Source organism: Acinetobacter sp. YH12231, from assembly GCF_013417755.1.
GTDB classification, from domain to species: domain Bacteria; phylum Pseudomonadota; class Gammaproteobacteria; order Pseudomonadales; family Moraxellaceae; genus Acinetobacter; species Acinetobacter amyesii.
On sequence record NZ_VPDJ01000013.1, the window covers coordinates 25,553 to 44,156 of the forward strand.

General features: G+C 39.7%; 18 protein-coding genes, 1 other RNA gene and 2 pseudogenes. 14 read left to right on the plus strand and 7 right to left on the minus strand.

Features of this window, described 5'->3' with window-relative positions; all coding sequences use genetic code 11:
* The first annotated feature begins 17 nt into the window (after positions 1 to 17).
* The 4 genes from FTV11_RS09420 to lpxA are packed head-to-tail and all read left to right on the plus strand — an operon-like array spanning position 18 to position 2,868.
* Positions 18 to 518 carry an OmpH family outer membrane protein gene (locus tag FTV11_RS09420; RefSeq protein ID WP_180007771.1) on the plus strand — a complete coding sequence of 167 codons (501 nt, stop codon included), beginning with the start codon at positions 18 to 20 and terminating at the stop codon, positions 516 to 518.
* Between the two features lie 3 nt (positions 519 to 521).
* Entirely contained in the window at positions 522 to 1,592 is a 1,071-nt protein-coding gene (gene lpxD / locus FTV11_RS09425; protein WP_180007772.1) for a UDP-3-O-(3-hydroxymyristoyl)glucosamine N-acyltransferase, read from the plus strand.
* Between the two features lie 5 nt (positions 1,593 to 1,597).
* Positions 1,598 to 2,083 (plus strand): 3-hydroxyacyl-ACP dehydratase FabZ, encoded by a 486-nt coding sequence (gene fabZ / locus FTV11_RS09430; protein ID WP_171263789.1) that lies wholly within the window; start codon positions 1,598 to 1,600, stop codon positions 2,081 to 2,083.
* Positions 2,080 to 2,868, plus strand: coding sequence for an acyl-ACP--UDP-N-acetylglucosamine O-acyltransferase (gene lpxA, locus FTV11_RS09435; protein WP_168377606.1), 789 nt, complete (start codon positions 2,080 to 2,082; stop codon positions 2,866 to 2,868). The genes fabZ and lpxA overlap by 4 nt, the downstream gene beginning before the upstream one ends.
* A gap of 48 nt (positions 2,869 to 2,916) precedes the next feature.
* Here lpxA and FTV11_RS09440 read toward each other — a convergent pair.
* Positions 2,917 to 3,790 (minus strand): annotated as a pseudogene (locus tag FTV11_RS09440) (YbgF trimerization domain-containing protein).
* Between the two features lie 291 nt (positions 3,791 to 4,081).
* Between FTV11_RS09440 and ffs the strand changes: the two are divergent.
* Positions 4,082 to 4,178: signal recognition particle sRNA small type (gene ffs, locus FTV11_RS09445), an RNA gene on the plus strand.
* 108 nt (positions 4,179 to 4,286) lie between these two features.
* Here the strand turns inward: ffs and FTV11_RS09450 are convergent.
* The 4 genes from FTV11_RS09450 to FTV11_RS09465 all read right to left on the minus strand — a co-directional run bounded on the left by FTV11_RS09450 (position 4,287) and on the right by FTV11_RS09465 (position 7,335).
* Positions 4,287 to 4,931: a regulatory protein RecX gene (locus FTV11_RS09450; protein WP_180004627.1), complete on the minus strand. Its 645-nt coding sequence runs from the start codon at positions 4,929 to 4,931 to the stop codon at positions 4,287 to 4,289.
* Positions 4,932 to 5,011: 80 nt separating this feature from the next.
* Entirely contained in the window at positions 5,012 to 6,055 is a 1,044-nt protein-coding gene (gene recA, locus FTV11_RS09455; RefSeq protein ID WP_180054430.1) for a recombinase RecA, read from the minus strand.
* 145 nt (positions 6,056 to 6,200) lie between these two features.
* Positions 6,201 to 6,641 carry an RNA-binding S4 domain-containing protein gene (locus FTV11_RS09460; protein WP_168377604.1) on the minus strand — a complete coding sequence of 147 codons (441 nt, stop codon included), beginning with the start codon at positions 6,639 to 6,641 and terminating at the stop codon, positions 6,201 to 6,203.
* Positions 6,634 to 7,335, minus strand: a complete 702-nt coding sequence (locus FTV11_RS09465) for an HAD-IA family hydrolase (RefSeq protein WP_180073890.1) — start codon at positions 7,333 to 7,335, stop codon at positions 6,634 to 6,636. The genes FTV11_RS09460 and FTV11_RS09465 overlap by 8 nt, the downstream gene beginning before the upstream one ends.
* A gap of 13 nt (positions 7,336 to 7,348) precedes the next feature.
* Here FTV11_RS09465 and FTV11_RS09470 point away from each other — a divergent pair, with 13 nt between their 5' ends.
* A complete protein-coding gene (locus FTV11_RS09470; protein ID WP_180073891.1) occupies positions 7,349 to 8,200 on the plus strand; it encodes a 3'(2'),5'-bisphosphate nucleotidase CysQ in 852 nt (283 codons plus the stop codon).
* A gap of 69 nt (positions 8,201 to 8,269) precedes the next feature.
* Positions 8,270 to 9,013: a histidine phosphatase family protein gene (locus FTV11_RS09475; RefSeq protein ID WP_078188709.1), complete on the plus strand. Its 744-nt coding sequence runs from the start codon at positions 8,270 to 8,272 to the stop codon at positions 9,011 to 9,013.
* Positions 9,014 to 9,101: 88 nt separating this feature from the next.
* Here the strand turns inward: FTV11_RS09475 and FTV11_RS09480 are convergent, their stop codons facing one another.
* The gene (locus FTV11_RS09480) at positions 9,102 to 9,545 is read right to left on the minus strand and encodes a hypothetical protein (RefSeq protein WP_180066534.1); all 444 of its coding nucleotides are present in this window, start codon (positions 9,543 to 9,545) and stop codon (positions 9,102 to 9,104) included.
* A 444-nt stretch (positions 9,546 to 9,989) separates the two neighbouring features.
* On the opposite strand from FTV11_RS09480, the gene FTV11_RS09485 reads away from it, so the two are divergent.
* Complete coding sequence (locus FTV11_RS09485) at positions 9,990 to 12,584, plus strand: M66 family metalloprotease (protein WP_180073892.1); 2,595 nt, start codon at positions 9,990 to 9,992, stop codon at positions 12,582 to 12,584.
* Between the two features lie 104 nt (positions 12,585 to 12,688).
* Here the strand turns inward: FTV11_RS09485 and rpsT are convergent, their stop codons facing one another.
* Positions 12,689 to 12,955, minus strand: a complete 267-nt coding sequence (gene rpsT, locus FTV11_RS09490; protein ID WP_078188707.1) for a 30S ribosomal protein S20 — start codon at positions 12,953 to 12,955, stop codon at positions 12,689 to 12,691.
* A 215-nt stretch (positions 12,956 to 13,170) separates the two neighbouring features.
* Here rpsT and FTV11_RS09495 point away from each other — a divergent pair, with 215 nt between their 5' ends.
* The 6 genes and pseudogenes from FTV11_RS09495 to FTV11_RS09520 all read left to right on the plus strand — a co-directional run.
* Positions 13,171 to 13,836 (plus strand): NAD(P)H-binding protein, encoded by a 666-nt coding sequence (locus tag FTV11_RS09495; RefSeq protein ID WP_180063658.1) that lies wholly within the window; start codon positions 13,171 to 13,173, stop codon positions 13,834 to 13,836.
* A 10-nt stretch (positions 13,837 to 13,846) separates the two neighbouring features.
* Positions 13,847 to 14,359, plus strand: a complete 513-nt coding sequence (rraA, locus tag FTV11_RS09500) for a ribonuclease E activity regulator RraA (protein ID WP_180034795.1) — start codon at positions 13,847 to 13,849, stop codon at positions 14,357 to 14,359.
* Between the two features lie 143 nt (positions 14,360 to 14,502).
* Entirely contained in the window at positions 14,503 to 15,282 is a 780-nt protein-coding gene (locus FTV11_RS09505; RefSeq protein WP_180073893.1) for a glutathione S-transferase N-terminal domain-containing protein, read from the plus strand.
* Between the two features lie 226 nt (positions 15,283 to 15,508).
* Positions 15,509 to 16,192 carry a response regulator transcription factor gene (locus tag FTV11_RS09510; protein ID WP_078188703.1) on the plus strand — a complete coding sequence of 228 codons (684 nt, stop codon included), beginning with the start codon at positions 15,509 to 15,511 and terminating at the stop codon, positions 16,190 to 16,192.
* A gap of 53 nt (positions 16,193 to 16,245) precedes the next feature.
* Complete coding sequence (locus FTV11_RS09515; RefSeq protein ID WP_257222166.1) at positions 16,246 to 18,084, plus strand: ATP-binding protein; 1,839 nt, start codon at positions 16,246 to 16,248, stop codon at positions 18,082 to 18,084.
* Positions 18,085 to 18,126: 42 nt separating this feature from the next.
* A pseudogene (locus FTV11_RS09520) lies at positions 18,127 to 18,561 on the plus strand (nitroreductase family protein); the annotation flags it as partial.
* Between the last annotated feature and the right edge of the window lie 43 nt (positions 18,562 to 18,604).

The window sequence follows — 18,604 nt, forward strand, 5'->3', positions numbered from 1 at the left end:
AATTACAGGTTGATAAGATGAATAAATTATTTGCTAGTTTGGCGGTATTGGGTATGTCGTGTTCTGCTGTGGTAAATGCAGCAGGTTACGGTGTGGTTGATTTAGAAAAGGTGGTGGATCAAAGTACTTATCTAAAACAACAAAATGCTCAAATTCAACAGCAGTTGAAACCACAAACCACTAAAATTGAATCACTGGCTAAAGAGCTGGAAGCAATGCAGCAAAAAGCTCAGCAGGGTGGTGATAAGTTGACTGCTGCGCAAAAGCAGCAAATGGGTCAACAGTATCAAACTAAACTTAAAGAGCTGACTGATTTACAGCAAAAAGTTCAAGCTTCGGTTCAAGGGAATATTCAGTCTTTAAATCGCACGATGGATACACGAATCAAGCAAGTTGCAGAACAATTGCGCACAGAAAATAAGTTAGATGTTGTTTTGAATAAAAATTCAGCACTTGCGTATGACCCTAAGTTTGATTTAACTGATAAAATGATTCAAAAGGTTAATGCAATTAAATAATCAATGAATTCTCAAAAATTCAGTTTAGAAAAGCTTGCTCAACTTGTTCAAGGTCAATGTATTGGCCAGCTAGATTTGCTATTCAGTGGAATGGCAAGTTTAGAGAGTGCTCAACCGCATCAGCTTGCATTTTTAAACGCAGATAAATATCTGAATGAAGCTCAACAGTCTCAGGCTGGTGCGCTGATTGTGACTGCAGAGATGCAGTCACAAATCCCTTCACAGCAAAACTTCATTGTCGTACCCAATCCGTATCTGGCTTTCGCTATTCTGACGCATGTTTTTGAAAAAAAATCTGTAGAAACAGGAATTGAAAGTACTGCCCAAATTCATCCTTCAGCAATCATTTCTGATACTGCTTATATTGGGCATTATGTGGTGATTGGTGCGAATAGCGTGGTGGGTGAAGGAACTCGAATTGAATCACAAGTGAAGATTGATCATGGTGTTGAAATTGGTAAAGATTGTTTTATCGATTCGCATGTGACGATTACTGGTGAAGCTAAGTTAGGTGATCGTGTACGTATCCATGCAAATACGGTGATCGGTGGTGAAGGGTTTGGTTTTGCGCCTTATCAAGGGAAATGGCATCGTATTGCTCAATTAGGTTCTGTACGCATCGGGAATGATGTGCGTATTGGCTCAAATTGTAGTATCGACCGTGGTGCTTTAGATGACACAATTTTGGAAGATGGTGTCATTATTGATAACCTTGTGCAAATCGCACATAACGTCAAAGTTGGTGCAAATACAGCAATGGCTGCGAAATGTGGCATTGCTGGTAGTACAACTATTGGCAAAAATTGTGTGCTAGCAGGGGCTGTTGGTATCGTAGGTCACATTAATATTGCAGATAATGTGACAATTACCGGTATGTCAATGGTCACAAAAAGTATTTCCGTTGCTGGAAGTTATTCTTCAGGCACGCCAATGCTTGAAAGTGGTTCTTGGAAAAAGGCAGCAATCCGCTTTAAACAATTAGCAGATGTGCCATTGACCCAATTGGTCAAACGACTTGATCATATGCAGTCTCAAATTGAGTCCCTTGAATCAACATTTAAATTGCGTAAATAATTATGATGACAGAGTCGAATACCCCAGCTTTCACAAAACCTGAATTACCAATGACTATTCAGACTATTCGTGAATATTTGCCACATCGTTATCCGTTTTTATTGGTTGATCGTGTTGTTGAAGTGACTGACAACGGGATTGTAGGCTATAAAAATGTAACGATTAACGAAGAATTTTTACAAGGCCATTTCCCTGAATACCCAATTATGCCGGGCGTGCTGATTGTTGAGGCATTGGCGCAAGTATCGGGTATCTTAGGTTTCATTATGAATAATGAGAAACCTTCAGCTGGTTCGTTGTTCTTATTTGCTGGTGCAGAAAAGGTCCGATTTAAAAAACAAGTCGTTGCAGGCGATCAACTTGTATTAAAATCAGAATTAGTGATGCAAAAGCGTGGCATTTACAAATATAATTGTGTTGCCACTGTAGATGGCGTAGTCGCAGCAACCGCGGAAATTATGGTTTCGCATCAGAAAACAGAGACAGCATGAGCAATAACGAATTAATTCATCCTACCGCCATTATTGACTCATCAGCAGTAATTGCTCCGGATGTGCAAATTGGACCATATTGTATTATTGGTCCTCAAGTCACAATTGGAGCGGGTACTAAACTGCATTCACATGTTGTGGTGGGTGGTTATACCCGTATTGGTCAACATAACGAAATTTTTCAATTTGCCAGTGTTGGTGAAGTCTGCCAAGACTTGAAATATGCTGGTGAAGAAACTTGGTTAGAAATCGGGGATCATAACTCGATTCGTGAACACTGTAGTTTACACCGTGGTACTGTTCAAGATCAGGGTCTAACTAAAGTTGGTAGTCATAATTTATTGATGGTGAATACACATATTGCACATGACTGTGTGGTAGGTGATCATAATATCTTTGCTAATAACGTCGGCGTTGCAGGTCATGTCCACATTGGTGATTATGTCATCGTAGGTGGTAACTCTGGTATTCATCAATTCTGTAAAATCGATTCTTACAGTATGATTGGTGGTGCATCTCTTATTTTGAAAGATGTACCTGCTTATGTCATGGTATCTGGTAATCCAGCCCATGCTTTTGCCATGAACATTGAAGGAATGCGTCGTAAAGGTTGGTCTAAAAATGTGATTCAAGGTTTACGTGAATCCTTTAAATTGATCTATAAAGATGGATTAACGACGAATGAAGCGATTGAACGTATTCGTACTGAAATTTTGCCTGAAGTGGCAGAAGCGCAATTGTTGATCGACTCACTTGAGCAGTCTAAGCGCGGTATCGTACGCTAAATGCTGCGAATAAAAAAAGACACCTTATAAGGTGTCTTTTTTTTTGCGTTAAAAAAAGTCCAATTTTTTAACAAAGCCTGCTTCTTCAGATTTTGGGTACTTTTGGGTAAGCTTGGTTTTGAGCTGCGTTGCTAAACTGCTGTTTCGATCTACGTCTTTTGCAATGCTATACAGTTGATATAACGCTCTAGGTGCACGAGTCGACTCAGGGTATTGATCTACTACAATACCATAGTTCTTTTTCGCTTCTGCGTAGTTAGTCGGTTCAACAGCAAGGTTGAATTCAGCTAGCCAAAAATATGCATTGCTAATATAAACACTGTTAGGATTATTTTTAATAAAATTTTTCATCGGTGCGATGGCTTTTTTCGCACCACCTTGTTTATATGCATCTAAAGCAACGGTATAAGCTGCTTTCTCAAGCTCAAGTGAGTCACCACCTGCATTTACAGGTTGTTTTGCAGATGAGCTTAATGTTGCTTGGGTCGTAGGTTGTTTAGCTGGTGTAGGGGCTATATTAGCTGCTACTGGGTGCAGTACCTTGTTGGTTATCCTCCGCAGCCTCTGTGTCTTCACTCGGATCTACTTTTTGTTGGAGTAGCTCTAAACGTTGATCTAAATCTGCATAGCGGTTTGTAAGTTCACTTTTTAATTGTTCGATAATATTGTCTTGCTCTTCCATTTTACCGCGTAAGCTACGCAATTCATTTTCGAGCTGTTGGTTCTTCTGCATGAGCTGCCAATTTAAATTTGTTGGCGTAGGGGTAGAGCCAGCACCTGTTTGAATGGCTGTATTATTTGCTGTATACACAGTGCCATTATCTGCGCCACTCAAACCGCGAGATTCAATTGGAATATTGGCAAATAGCGTACCTGAGCAAGTCAATGTAAGGGCACACAATACATGCTGTTTAAACATCATAAAAATTCCATGTAGTTGCAAGCATGTCCGTATTGAATAGTTTTATTACAGACTGCTTTAGATAAAACGATAAGCACATTAAAAACGCCAAAGTTCTGAATTGCAATAAGCTTTTACAATCTTGTTGTGTATTAAAGTAAAAATATAGTGATGATGTTTCACGTTTTCTACATCATCGACCATCATATTGATTTATAAATAATCAAACAGTGTTTTCTACTCAGGAATTCTTGGTTTTAGTCTTGCATGTTTATCAAAAATCTCTATACTCTGTTCTTGCAATGGTAGCCCTGCCGGTTACTTCGCAATTGTACTCTACAAACCCCGCCAGGACCGGAAGGTAGCAACGGTAGTAGAAATATGATGTGCCGAAGTCTTGCTGGTAGGGTTGCCACCAGTTTCAATCATAATAAATTAAACTTCCTCTCATTTTTTTTAATCCTAGATTCTTCTTTATTTTAGTTTTATTAATTCTTTATTTAGATCTATATCTTTGTTATTCGGCATCAAATTCTTTACGTGCAATCACTTTAAAAATCGTATCGAGATCGAATCCTCGATATTGTAAAAAACGTATTTGTTTGGCTTTTTGTTTTGGATCACGTTCAACAGCTTTGCCAAATTTTTTGATCTTGAGCTGGTAGGCTTCGGCGACCCAATCTGTTTCTTTTAATTCATCCTGAATTAATTCACTGTCTACTTTTTTATTTTTTAAAGCGAGCTTTATACGGTTGGGACCTTTACCTTTACGCTTTTGACTCGACAACAGCATTTCTGCTACACGTTGATCGCTTTGATAGTTCTCACGTGCGAGTTCTTCCACCAAGTGTATGACTTCTTCACGACTATCCGCATACAGTGCTAATTTTTCAATTAAATCCGCTTTTGAGTATTCTTTACGTGTGAGTACTGCAAAGGCGTAGGAGCGTAAACGAGAGCCGCGCAGTCCTGGTTTTTTTTCAGCATGAACATCTTTACCATTGGCATCAAAATGCAACGCAGAGTGATCGGTCACCGAAGTATTGTCATGTGAAATGTCAGTTTGTGCAGTATGATTTGCGCAGGTAGGTTCTTCAGCTTCTGCGAACTGTTGTTTTAGTGCTTCGTAGTCGAGCAAGAGTGGAAAATGGTCTTTAGTCATGGGGTCATTTTAATACAAATTTTGAGTGCAAAACAAAACGCCCCGTAGGGCGTTTCGTCTACTATTAAAGTATGCTGTAATTAAGCATCTAAAAAGTCTGGTTCTTCTTCGTCTTTGTCTTCTACAGGTGCTGTACCCGTAGTCAGAAGTTGTTCACGAATCAGTTTTTCGATAGTTTGCACAAGTTCAGGGTGTTCTTCTAAGTGGCGAATGGTATTGTTTTTACCTTGCCCAATCTTGTCACCTTGGTATGAATACCAAGCACCTGCTTTTTGAACAATTTCTTGTTGTACTGCGAGGTCAACAAGCTCACCTAAATGGTTCACGCCTTTACCATAAAGAATTTGGAAAATCGCTTCACGGAATGGAGGAGCCATTTTGTTTTTCACAACTTTCACTTTGGTTTCTGAACCAATGATTTCGTCGCCTTCTTTCACTTGACCAATACGGCGGATATCTAAACGTACAGATGCATAGAATTTAAGTGCATTACCACCAGTTGTGGTTTCTGGGCTACCAAACATTACACCAATCTTCATACGGATTTGGTTAATGAAGATCACCATACAGTTCGAACGTTTCGCATTACCGGTAATTTTACGCAGTGCTTGGCTCATCAGGCGAGCTTGTAAGCCCATGTGTGAGTCACCCATTTCGCCTTCAATTTCGGCGCGAGGGGTCAGTGCAGCTACAGAGTCGACAACGATCAGGTCAATGGCACCTGAACGTACCAGCATGTCTGCAATTTCAAGTGCTTGTTCACCATTGTCTGGCTGTGAAACAAGTAAGTTATCAATATCTACGCCAAGTTTACGTGCGTATTGAGGGTCTAATGCATGTTCAGCATCGATGAATGCACAAGTACCGCCAGTTTTTTGACATTGGGCAATGGCTTGTAATGTCATAGTCGTTTTACCAGAAGATTCAGGACCGTAGATTTCTACGATACGACCTTTAGGTAAACCACCAATACCTAGTGCGATATCTAGTGTTAAAGAACCCGTAGAAACAGCCTCAACCGCCTGTACAGTATTATCACCAAGACGCATAACGGTGTTTTTACCAAACTGCTTTTCAATTTGGCTTAAGGCCGCATTTAACGCCTTGCTTTTATTATCATCCATCTTACAACCTCAATACGATGTCACGAAACAATATACTCAAGTGGATGTATTCAGTTTAAATCTGTTCCACGAGGGTATAGTGACAGAAATCATCCTTTTGTTCTATGAAAATCACAACAGGTGCGACATGTTGTGACGCTTTAACTTAATCATCATTATAAGACCATTGCTGGTCAAACTGTTGATCATTTTCTCTTTTAAATTTACCAATATCTCGACGATCTTTTTTACTTGGTCGATGATCTGGCCGAGCTAGATTATGCAACTTTCTTTGTGATGCGAGCAATTCCCGTTTTGCAATACTGACCTCAGTTTCATCATAAAGCAGCTGAGCGGTTGGGGCAGGCCCACGAACATCCGACAGTGCTTTTACCACCACGGTTTTTTTCTCAAGGCCTTGAGCAATGGTTAATTCCATGCCTACACGAACTTCACGAGAGACTTTAACGCGTTCGCCATTATGATGAACTTTACCGCCTTCAATCGCATTTTTGGCAATAGAGCGTGTTTTAAAAAAACGTGCAGCCCACAACCATTTGTCTATACGCATACCAACCGCATCTTCGGCTAGATTTGATTTACGCATATTTTTTCTGTTCCTCGGCTTGCTCAATCATTTGAGCTTCTAAAATAGGGATTAAATCTGTTAATGCGGACAGCATTGGGTAATTGCAAGTCTCGCGAGGCGCTTTGGCAGATGAAGGCTGCTGAATCGAATAGAGCTGTTCAATCCCAAAAAGTTTTGCACCATTAAGCACTTTTTCTGTGTCATCAATGAAGTAACAATTTTTTGCATCGAACGGATGTATGCTTGCTAATATTTGCCAAAACTCAATAAACTCTTTGGCATGACCGAGCGTTTCTGAACTGACGATAACATCAAAATAATCACGAAGACCGGTTTCTTCGAGTTTGAATTGTAAGCCTGCAAAGTCGGCATTGGTCGCAAGCCAAATAGGATAGCCATTTTCTTTAAGATAGGTAAGCAGCTTAATGCAGCCTTCGCGTTTAGCCACTTTGGCTTTTTGTTCTATTTGCATTGCCAAAACATCAACGCCAACTTGTGACGTCCAAAAGCGAGATGAGTACCATTTTAGGGTATGATTATGCTGTTGATAAAAACTAAATAGCGTTTGCTTGCTTTGTTCGAGTGAGCATTGATGCTGTTCAGCATAACGAATTGGCAGCAGCTCATTCCAAATGAAATCATCATAAGCAAGATCGAGTAAAGTACCGTCCATATCGAAAATGATCGTCGGCTTTTCTGAGTAATTTGGCATATAAAGGTATTCTATGTTTAAAACAACAACAGCACCGCAAGACCCACTGATTTTGCAGTTGGTTCCCATTGTGACACAAGCTTGCGAAATTTTGCGAGAAGAATATCAGCGTTATTGCTCAGGTGCGGATTTTGATGTGGAACGTAAAAGTGATGATTCACCTGTAACGCAAGCTGACTATCGTGCAAATAGCTATATTACCCAAGCATTATCTAAAGTTTCTTGCTTGCCTGTATTGTCAGAGGAAGGTGACAAGTCTGAACGTATGCAATGGCAAAAATTTTGGCTGCTTGATCCTTTAGATGGTACCAAAGAGTTTTTACATAAAAGACCTGAATTTACCATTAATCTGAGTTTGGTTGAGGGTGCTAATACTACCTTTGCCATATTGGCAATTCCGGGGGAATATAGTGTATATATTTGTCCTTTTGCGGGACTGCCGCTGAAATATGATAGCCAGTCCACTGCATGGTATGAATATGTTCAAACCTCTGCAGAGAGTGTCGTACACGTTGGCTTGAGTCAAAGTGCCAAAAATAAGCCGATTTATACGGACTATCTAGACGCTTTAGAAAAACTTAGTCCTTATCAGGCATACCATGCTGGTAGTGCATATAAGTTTTGTATGATGTTAGAAGATCGAGTGGATATTTATCCGCGTTTTCATCCGACTTGTGAATGGGATACCAGCGCTGGACAATGTTTAATCGAGCGTATTGGTGGTGGTTTGGTTGATTTTAAAGGTCGCGCATTTCTATATAACCAACGCACGACTTTATTAAATGGTGGATTTATTGCATTTAAAAATGCCGAAATGAAAGAATTGGCCTTAAATGCTTTGGCAAACATGCCTGACAAAACTTGAGCTAAATCGGGTTCATGCTATAGTGTCAGCACACTCCGTTAAATCTCCTGCATTTAAGAACTGTCAATTATGGCCCTAGATTTGCTCCCTCCTAGTATGCTGAAAGCAATAGACTTATTGCCGGATGAAAAGACGCCTGTAACATTGTTTACACGTCATTCCATTCGTGAAGTTGTACAAGGACAAGGCTTGGCCGGTTATGACTTGCAACTGACCCATCAAGGACGTGATTTAGCCGAAGCGTGGGGCAGCTATTTGGTTGAAAATACCGATCGTGTTATTCAGCACTGTATTTCGAGTCCAATTCAGCGCTGTGTGGATACGGCGGCATTGATGATTCAAGGTGCAGATAATGTCACGATTGAACCGAATACCCACCATATCGAGATCATTGAACAAGGATTATTGGTCGAGCCGGGAAGTTTTGTGCTCGATATTAAAAAAGCAGGACCATACTTTCAAAAGCAAGGTGCTTTAGGCTTTATCAATAGTTTTGTGAATAATGCTTTGCCGGGTATGAAACAGCCCATTCATGGGGTGGTAGATGTTTTGGAGTTGATTTACAACACTCATCCAACCAATGATTATGGTCTGAGTCTAGCGGTGAGTCATGATACGATTTTGGCTGCAATTCTTGCCATTATTTCAGGTAAAAATATCGTGACACGCGAAGACTGGCCGAAAATGATGGAAGGTTTATTTGTTTGGTTTGAAGGAGATGTATTCCTTGAATCTAAACTGAAATGGATTTGGCGTGGAGAACTAAATGAATTAAATATTCGTGAATTTCAGCAGGCTGAGCAGCAACTCTAAGTATTTTTGCGCATACAAAATATTTAAAAAAGGCATCCATGTACGGGATGCCTTTTTTATCTGCTTCAATATTTCATTAAATAAAAGATTAAATATTGGCTTTAATTCGTGCAGGATACTGATTTAAATCAATACTTGAACCGTCGTCACTATAAGGCCAGCGGCTAGTATTGACAGGGAGATGTTGTTGGTGGATTCGACTGTATTTGTCTGCGGCAATCAAGGTCGCAATGTCATGATCTTTAATGCTATACGCTTGTACGATTTCAACTGGATATTGTGTGCGTTCAAAAAATTCAGCTTCTGTTTCCCCTTGATGCAGTGCAAAAATACGTTCTACAGCTGGTAAGTACACGCCATATGCTAACCATGAGTCTACGCCTTGAGAGGCTTGAATCTCAGCGGTCGATTTCATATTTGAAATGACTTTACCTAAAATGTCTTTTTCACCTTTCGATGTAAAATATTCAATATATTGATTTTCTGCTTCTGCAAATTTTTCTAATGATGGCAAAAATTGGTTAATCGACATTTTTATCCCTCTTTTCATTTGTACAGCAATGGCTGCCTAGGATGAAAATTAAAATACCATAAAAAATATATGGGATTAAACCATTTCTAAAAATTTTTATTTACAAAGTTTCTAAAAATATCCTGACAATTTTTGTCGGGAATATACGATTGTATTTAAAGGACTACACCTTAATTTTAGTTGATAAGTGAAGTACCTGTCACAGCAATCGTGATTCAGCCAATACTAAATATTTAGATTTAATTTGAATTGTTAATAAGTGACAAAACGCGGCAATTGAATGATTAATAAAAAGAAAATAGCATTATATTTGTTGTAACTTATTGATTTATATATTTTATGTAAGTCTCTTTATTGGATTTTTTTGTGGCTAATTGGGGAATAGTAGTGAAAAGTGTGATAGATTTTTCATATAACAAATTATCAATTTGTATTGTGTCATTCATGTTAGTTGCTTGTGGTGGTGGAGGCGGTGGTGATAGCTCAAGTGGTTCTGCATCAACTGCAAATTATCCAGAACCGACCCAAGACATAGTCGATGATACCAGTATTGGCTTTTATGACTACGATGCAAATGATGCTGTTCGTGAAATACGAAATGATTTAGTCGGCAACTTTTCAGCGCAAGTTCAATTTGGTCAAAGTCATGTCGTCGATCCGAATGCGAACGAAGCCAAGAAAATGCCACAGTTAACCAGTGAAAAAGAAGCGCTGCTTATCGTGACGCCAACACTTGATATGCAAAACATCAAGCAACTCAAAGTAGAAATCTATCAAAACAACCGCTTAATTCGTACCGCGACATTGGATGATCCGACGCAAATGCCTGTTTCAGACCAGAGTGGGCAAAGAGGTCGTCCAGATGTTTGGTACAGTAAACGCGCGTGGACCACGAAACTCAATTGGGATGAAGTTAAACCCGGTCTAAGATTAAAATTTATCGATGCAAATAAAGTCAGCGGTGAATTGGCTGAAGATAAAATCGATTTTGCTGCACCAGGTGAATTGGTTTTAAATAATATCCGTGTTGGTATGTTGGCAGATAAGCCAAATTCTACCGGTCACTATATGCTGCTTGAGCCTGAAAAAGCGGGTACCGATTATTTCCAAACCATTCCTGCAGCAGAAATGACCGTTGCACAATATGATGATATGCAGTTAACACGTGCAATGGTTTCCTCAGGTGTTATTTATGACAGTAAAAGTGCCGGAGATGGTGGTGTTTATGCAGGAGACATGCGTGAGGATGTCGGTAAATCAACCTTTAGTGTTGGTATAAACCTTGCTAACTGGGGTATTACCAGTGCATCTATGGCCAATCAAAGTCAGCCACAATTAACCCAAACAGTAGTTGTCCATCATACGAAGGGGAACTATGCCAATGGTGTGCATACTCATGGACTGAGTGGTGGTAATGGCATGCTCACGCTTTATGATTCTGTAGGGAATGAATTTAGCCATGAAATTGGCCATCACTATGGTTTAGGACATTACCCTGGTCAGGTAGGTGACAATCTATTTTGGGCTGCACATCATGCGGACAGTGGATGGGGTTATATTGCCAATCGCAATATAATGCGCGGAAATCTATCATGGACGGCGACATGGAAGTGGGATGGAGCGAATGGTATCCCAAATTTTAAAAATTTGTTCCCGTACGGAAAAGATGCCATGTCCGGCGGGTATCCTGATAGTAATGTATCACGCTACACACACTATACGGGTTACAGCACATTCCTGAAAATTCAACCGCACTTTGACCGTTATGTCTGGGATGAAACATCACCTACCGGCTACAAAAAGTGGAATAAAACCACTCGTGAAATGGAAGTCGCTCAACCGAAGATGCCAAATTCGACGGCTCCGGTTTGGTATAACGCAGATCAAAATTATCCACGACCACGAGTATTTGGTCAGCCTGTCATTACCATTTTAGGTGGTTATGATCCTGTCAATCAAGTCGGTTTGTTATATCCTGCGGCACGTTCAAACTGGGGTAATGTGTATGACTTAAATGCTGCCAATACCGCTTTGGATCAAGCGGCATGTTGGTTGAATGTGCAATACACGAATAAAGTCAACAATATTGCTTTAGCACCTGCACGATTAGGTAGTAATGCCAATAAATTGCATGTCAATTTAGCTTTGGTAGATCAACCACAGAAAGTTGATTTGTATTGTAAAAAAGCAGGTGAAGAAGCCAAGTTATTAGCAAATATTGATATTCCAGTTTACAGCACAGCGATCAAGCCGGCCGTCAAAATTGGACGTCAGCATGGTTATAGTGCATTGCGTGCTATCGAACTTCCTCAATTAGAAAGTGCTTTGGAAGCGCAAGCTGTAAATGCTGTTGTTGCTCTTAATCCAACTGAAAAAATGCTGTATGAGTCATATAAAAATGACAAGTCATTGATGAATAGTGTGGCGCGTCAGCAATTAACCCGTTATGAGTCGCAACAAAACACAGCATACCGACTAAATCGTTGGATGAATGTGTATGCACAAGACCTAACCAATCAAGTTCCTGAGGCACAAAGCGAACTCGACGCATTTATGACAAAGCTTTCAGTATCTCAGGAAGGTTTGTTTGATCAGGCAACATTGATCAAAAATGGTAATAACTGTTTGAAAGCAGAAACATTAACCGATGGAAAATTAAACTTATATATTAGTGGTCCAAGCGGATGTACTGCGGACGAATCGGAACAGTGGGTATATGATGCGATTGGTCGTGTACACAGCAAGTCAAATCCAGATCAATGCATTACAGGCAACGGTGGTTCAGCTAAAGTGACGCTAGAACGTTGTGTGTTAAACCAAACCAACCAAATTTGGACCATGGACCCTGCGACTACAACGATTCGTCAAAGTGGTCAATGTATGGATTTAAATACGGGACGTTTGCAAAATAACCGTGCGGATTTAATTCGATATAGCTGTACCAATGGTGGCAATCAACGTTGGACAAATTTGACAGCAAGCCAAAACTTATTATGGACATATTTATCAGCGACGAATATGAAACTGATTAATAAATAATCTGTAAATAGAAAATAAGGTCCATCGAGGACCTTATTTTTTTGCCTTTAAAAATCGATAGGCACAAAAAAAGCCCTAAAAAGGGCTTTTTTCATCGCAACAAATTAGTTAGCTAAAGCTTTAACTTGTGCATTTAAACGGCTCTTATGACGAGCAGCTTTGTTTTTATGGATGATGCCTTTATCAGCCATACGGTCGATTACAGGAACAGCTTTTTTGTAAGCTTCTGTAGCGACAGCGTAATCACCAGCAGCAATAGCAGCTACTGTGCGTTTAAGATAAGTACGAACCATAGAACGTAAGCTTGCGTTGTGTTGACGTGCTTTAACGTTTTGACGAGCACGTTTTTTTGCTTGAGCAGAGTTTGCCACTCGTGCACTCCTTGAAATAGATTGGTCTGGGCGGGCTGAAATTACATCTGAAAACCAACATCAGAAGAACTATCACCAGCCCGTAAACAAGTGCCATATTGTGATTAAACTAAGCGCTTAAGTCAAGTCTTGACATGCTTTGACAACATTTTAGATGCAGAAAAATTTTAAAGAAAACGTTAGATTAGTCTAAAGTGATTGAGATTGTATGAAAAATGACTAAAAGTATAGAGAATGCAATTGTCATTGGGGCAACAGGATTGGTCGGGCGGGAACTGGTTCGTCAGCTCAGTCAAAATACAGGATGTAAGAATATTACGGCTGTGGTACGTCAACGTGACCATGAACTGAATGGATTGGCAAAAGTTCAACAAATGGTGATCAGTGACTTTCTTTCCCTGACTCAGGATGATGTGCGAGATTATAGTCATGCCTTTAGTTGTTTAGGCTCGACGATTAAAAAAGCAGGGTCTAAAGATCATTTTTATCAAATTGATTTTAGCATCAATGCGCATTTTGCTGAATTATTAGAATATACAGACACACATCTGATCATTGTCAGTGCAATGGGCGCAAAAGCCAATTCCGCGTTTTTTTATAATCGAGTCAAAGGTGAATTGGAATATTATTTAAAAACCTTAAAGTTAAATCAACTTTCGATTTTAAAACCTTCGCTGTTACTTGGTGAGCGTCATGAATCTCGACGTTTAGAAGATGCGACACAGAAACTTTATATGCGCTTTTCGCATTTTGTACCTGATCGTTTCAAATTTAAGCCAGTGACAGCACAGCAAGTGGCTAATACTATGGTCGAGGCGGCACAAACTCAGACTGAAAAGTTCGAGATTTATGATAATTTACGCATACTAACAATTAAATGAGGGAAATACCGTGTCTACAGTTCCATTCGTCACCTGTGATTTACTTGATGATCATCCAGACAAAGAATTACAAGTGGTGATCCCGTCTTTGGATGGTAAATTCTTTCAAAGTTATGGTGCACGAAAAAGTTTTGGCGGTCAGGTGGTGACGGTTAAATGTTTTGAAGATAACTCTCGTGTTAAAGAATTATTGGCAACCGATGGTACGGGTAAAGTATTGGTTGTGGATGGTGGTGCGTCGATGCGCTGTGCCTTGATGGGCGATATGATTGCTGAATCTGCAGTCAATAATCATTGGAATGGTGTCATTATTTACGGCTGTGTGCGTGATGTCGATGCGATTGCCGAACTTGATTTAGGTGTGCATGCTTTGGCTGCGATTCCACAAAAAAGTAACCGCAAAGGCGTGGGTGAAACAGATATTCCATTAAGTTTTGGTGGTGTAAACATTCAGTCTGGTGATTTCATCTATGCTGATAATAACGGCATCGTTGTTTCAAAAGAGCAATTGGTTGCTTTATAAGCGTGTTTGAATTTTTAGTCGTGAAATGAAAGCGTGATTCTTGCTCACGACGATATAAATGTGAAAAAGTAAATACAAACATCAGCTGAGGACTCTCGGTTGTTGTATAAAAATACGAAATAAAAGAAGAAAGGAAGAAGTGTATGTTGTTGCATCAATTAAAAGTGGCGCAAGCGTTGCTCTCAGGCGTAGCAGAGGGCGGACGTGGTACAAATGGGACGCCTTATCCGAAACAACCTGAAAAAGCCCTTAAACTTTACGAATTTGAAGGTTCTCCGTATTGTCGTCGTGTACGAGAAGTACTAACCACACTCAATTTGGATTATGAGGTCTACCCATGTCCCAAAGGGGCTAAAAAATACCGTTTAGACGTGCAGAAATTAGGTGGAAAACAACAATTTCCTTTCTTGGTGGATGACAATACAGGGGATCGTTTGTACGAATCTCAGCAAATTATTCATCATCTATTTAAACATTATGGTAAAACTGGCCAAACGCCTAAGAAATATGCCAGTTATCCTAAAATTCCGTATGTTGCCTATGTTGGAACCTTAATTAATGGGGCTCAAGGCGTGTGGGTGCAGCGTAAAGTCATTCATCGTGATGCACCAACTCAACTCTTAGAACTATGGGGTTTTGAAGCGAGTCCATATACACGTATCGTACGTAGCGCATTGTCTGAAATGGAATTGGCATATATCTTTCATAATGTGGCTAAGGAACGTTGGCAAGATCAGGGATTAGCGGTAATGCGCTTAAGACCTGGTAAATATGTACCCCTGAAAGGTGGCAAGCGTGAACAAGTGTTAAAAATCATGGGGAACAATATTCAAGTGCCATATTTGAAAGATCCTAATACTGGTGTAGAACTTTTTGAATCTGAAAAAATTGTAAAATATCTGAAGAAGCAATATTTGAGCTAATCACACTCAAGTTTAAGCTAAGTGCAGTGTATAGTCAGACTGATGGCTATACACATATTGTAATGTTAAATGGATTTAAAATTAGAAGAAAAATGCATCATAGCTGCATCAATTGAATTAGAATAAATTGTTAAAAAATAAGAAATTTACTTAATTATAGGGATATCCTAAAAGGATTAAACTCATTAATGTAAAAGACATTTCATTTTTTCGGGGGAAGTAAATCATGTCACCACAAGAAGTCATACTACCCGTACCGGTGCTCGTCGTTGAAGATGAGGAAATTATTCAATTACGTTTACGTCAAATTTTGACAGAGCTGGGTTATAAGCGGGAAGAGCTTATCTTCACCAAAAATGTTAAAGAATCTATTCAAGCCGTAGAGACCCAACCGATATCCTTAGCCTTAGTTGACTTAGGTTTGCCTGATGGTAGTGGTATCGAAATTATTGAAAAAATACGTTCCCTCGAAAGTAATACCATGATCTTGGTTGTCTCTGCATGGAGTACACAAGAAAGCTTATTTGCCGCAATTAAAGCAGGTGCAACGGGCTATGTATTAAAAGAACGTGATGATGCTGAAGTACTTTTATCTATTCGGAGTATTTTACGTGGTGGGGCGCCGATTGACCCATTTATTGCACGAGAAATCCTTAAACAAATATCCGAAGCCGAAGCGCCAAGTCCAGAACAAACAGTCGCCGATGAAGCAGACTTGAACCTCTTGACCAGTCGTGAAAAAGAAATTTTATGTTTGGTTGCTCAAGGTTTGAGTAACCGTGAGATTGCTGAACAGCTTTTTGTTTCACGCTATACGGTAGAAAGCCATATTAAACATATTTATCGCAAATTAGCCGTAACGAAACGTACCAAAGCCGTGAGTACAGCAAGATCTATGGGTATTCTATAATGCGTAAAGGAGGATATTTTTTCTTATTTATCCTCTGTTTAGTATGGGGGAGCTTGAGTCATGCAGAGCAAGTTTTCCCTGTAAATGATCAATGTAATGTAACTGTGAATAGCATTTCACGGGTGAAGACACCATCCAATCAAGAATTACCCAGAACGGGATGGAAAACCACGCAATTACCTGACCGTTGGAAAGAAGATAAAGACTGGGAGGGTTATCAAGGTGGTGCTTGGTATAAATTAGACTGGTCTTGGTACTGTAAAAATAATGCGCGTTTGGCAGAACCCATCGCACTATATGTTGATTACATTATTAATACGGGTTCAGTCTTTCTGAATGGCGACTTGCTGTGGACCAATAAAAATCTTCAAGAACCGGTCTCTAAAAGTTGGAATGTTGCACGCTATTGGATTTTACCGATAAGTGGAATCAAGCATGATCATAATGAAACCTTGATCTATGTTTATGGCTACTCGAGTTTAAATGCTGGCTTGGGCCCAGTAGTATTTAACAATGTAATGGCAACGGTAGAGCAAGCCGAAAAAACAACATTTACACGTCGGACCATATTACAGTTAAATATTTTTCTTTCTGGGGTCTTGGGTCTAATTTGCTTTATCATTTGGTTGATGCGTCCTCGTGATACCAGTTTTGGCTGGTTTGCGCTTTCAACAGTGTTGTGGATTTTATTTCTCAGTAATGCCCTGACCACTGAAACCTTTCCATATCCAAATTCGGTTTTTTCCACCAAAGCTAATTTGATATTTGCAATGCTGTACTTTCAATGTTTTAGCATCTATATTTTGCGCTTTCTTGGGCGTAAATTTCCTCGCATTGAGCTGTCATTTACCATGCTGACAGCATCTCTGATTGGTGTAGTGTGTATTTGGCCGTTTGAGCGAAATGCGGAAATTTCGAGCCTCATTTTCTTATTATATTGCAGCCTCTTTTTTATCACTTACATTTATCTTTGCTGGATTAGTTTTAAAGAAAGAAGAAGGGATTATACTTTATTAGCACTTTGTTTGACTGCGATTATTGTGATGGTCATTGTAGACATCACAGTACTGGCCCTCTTTCCAAAACATGGTTTTACACCGTTATCTCCATTTACCTCACCGATTATTACCTTATTTATCGTGGTGATCTTGGGGGCGAGACTCAATCGGAATATACAGAAAATTGAAAAATATAATGATGATTTGGCATTTGAAGTTCAGAAAGTCAGTGATGAATTATGCAGTAGCTTGAATGATAAACATCAGCTTGAACTGAGTAATGTACGCTTACAGGAACGGATTAAATTATCACATGATCTGCATGATGGTCTGGGCGCATCTATTGTGCGCTCGATGATTTTGGTTGACCAATGTGAAAGTAATATTCCAAACAGACAGTTCTTGTCGATGTTGAAATTACTGCGCGATGATTTAAGGCAAATTATTGATAGTGGATCATCTTTGGACAGCAAAGTGCCAGATTCACCTTTGCTCTGGATCGCACCAGTTCGACATCGCTTTAGCCAGTTGATGGATGAAGTGGAAATGAATGCCAAATGGTGCATTCCTTCGCAGTGGGCGATCAAACCAACGGCAATTCAGTGCCTGACTTTAATACGAGTAATTGAAGAAAGCCTGACCAATATTGTGAAACATAGCCAAGCTAATCATGTCAATGTAACGCTGTCACAGTTCGAGAATGGCGCATTGTTATTAACCATTGAAGATGATGGCGTAGGTTTTGATGTTGAGAGTGTTTCAAATCATGGCATGAGTATCGGCATGCGAAGTATGAAAATGCGTGTAGAACGGATAGGCGGAAATTTCAAAATTCATTCTCAGCAAGGCTGTACGATTATTCATACAGAAATTAATTTAAAATCAGCTGCATAAATATCTCTAAATGAGCATAATTAAATATCAACAGACTCTACTGGTGAAAGTGAAAAATTTTGGGGCTTAGTCGCTGACAAATTAAAATCTTATGCAAAAGATGAAGAAAGTGCTGCGAAGACGACGGGTAAAATGGCAAGTTTTGCAGCAGGTTTAGGTACGGTTTTGTTCTTTGAAGATTTAGATGTGGTCAGTGCTCTACAAGCACAGTTTCCGTCTTATGCAGAAAACTTTCCGATTTGGGCAGAGCATTCAACTGCCATTGCCCAATTTGCGACTTGGACTGCGTTACACACCGAAGGTTTAGGCGCATCACTACAGCATTACAACCCAATTGTGGATGAACAAGTGCATGCGGAATGGGACATTCCTGCGCATTGGAAACTTCGTGCTCAATTGGTTTTTGGTTCAGTGGAAGGTGAAGCGAAAGAAAAAGGCTATATGGATGATGCCGCTCGTTTTAAAGTCTTCCAATAATTGCGGCGTATAGCACACTATCTTGATAAAAAAGGAACGAAAC